This is a genomic window from Mycobacterium sp. NGS69 (assembly GCF_059812165.1).
In genome coordinates this window covers 1-428 of record NZ_JCALCD010000030.1, presented here as the reverse complement: position 1 = coordinate 428, position 428 = coordinate 1, and the positions used below count along the sequence as shown (strand labels likewise).

The 428-nt window shown below is 66.6% G+C and carries 1 protein-coding gene; it reads right to left on the bottom strand.

What is annotated here, in order from left to right; all coding sequences use genetic code 11:
- Positions 1-428: IS110 family transposase (locus tag AC5Y2S_RS28945; RefSeq protein WP_499960059.1), on the bottom strand; the 428-nt coding region annotated here is incomplete at both ends.

Below are 428 nucleotides of genomic sequence, written 5' to 3'. Positions count from 1 at the left end.
CGCAGCGCCTGCTGATGGGTGGCGGCGTTCAGCTTACGTGGCGCCGGCTCGCGCCCGGGGTCGAGTTCGTGGAGGTTCCACCGCAGTCGGTTGATCGCCGAAGTGCGTTGGGCGACAAGCACATCACGTCGGTCGGTAAGCAGTTTCAGCTCACGTGACACCTCGTCGTGAGAGGCCGCCGGCAGGTCGGGTTCACGCAGCACCGCCCGCGCGACCGCCTCGGCGTCGATCGGATCGGACTTCCCCCGGGTTCGCGCTGACTTACGGGTCGCAGCCATCAACTTCGTCGGGACCCGCACCACTGATTGATCGGCGTCCAGCAGATCGCGTTCCAGCCGCGCCGACATGTTGCGGCAGTCCTCGATACCCCACGTCAACTCGGTGCCGAACCGGTCATGAGCCCACACAACAGCGGCACGGTGCCCTTC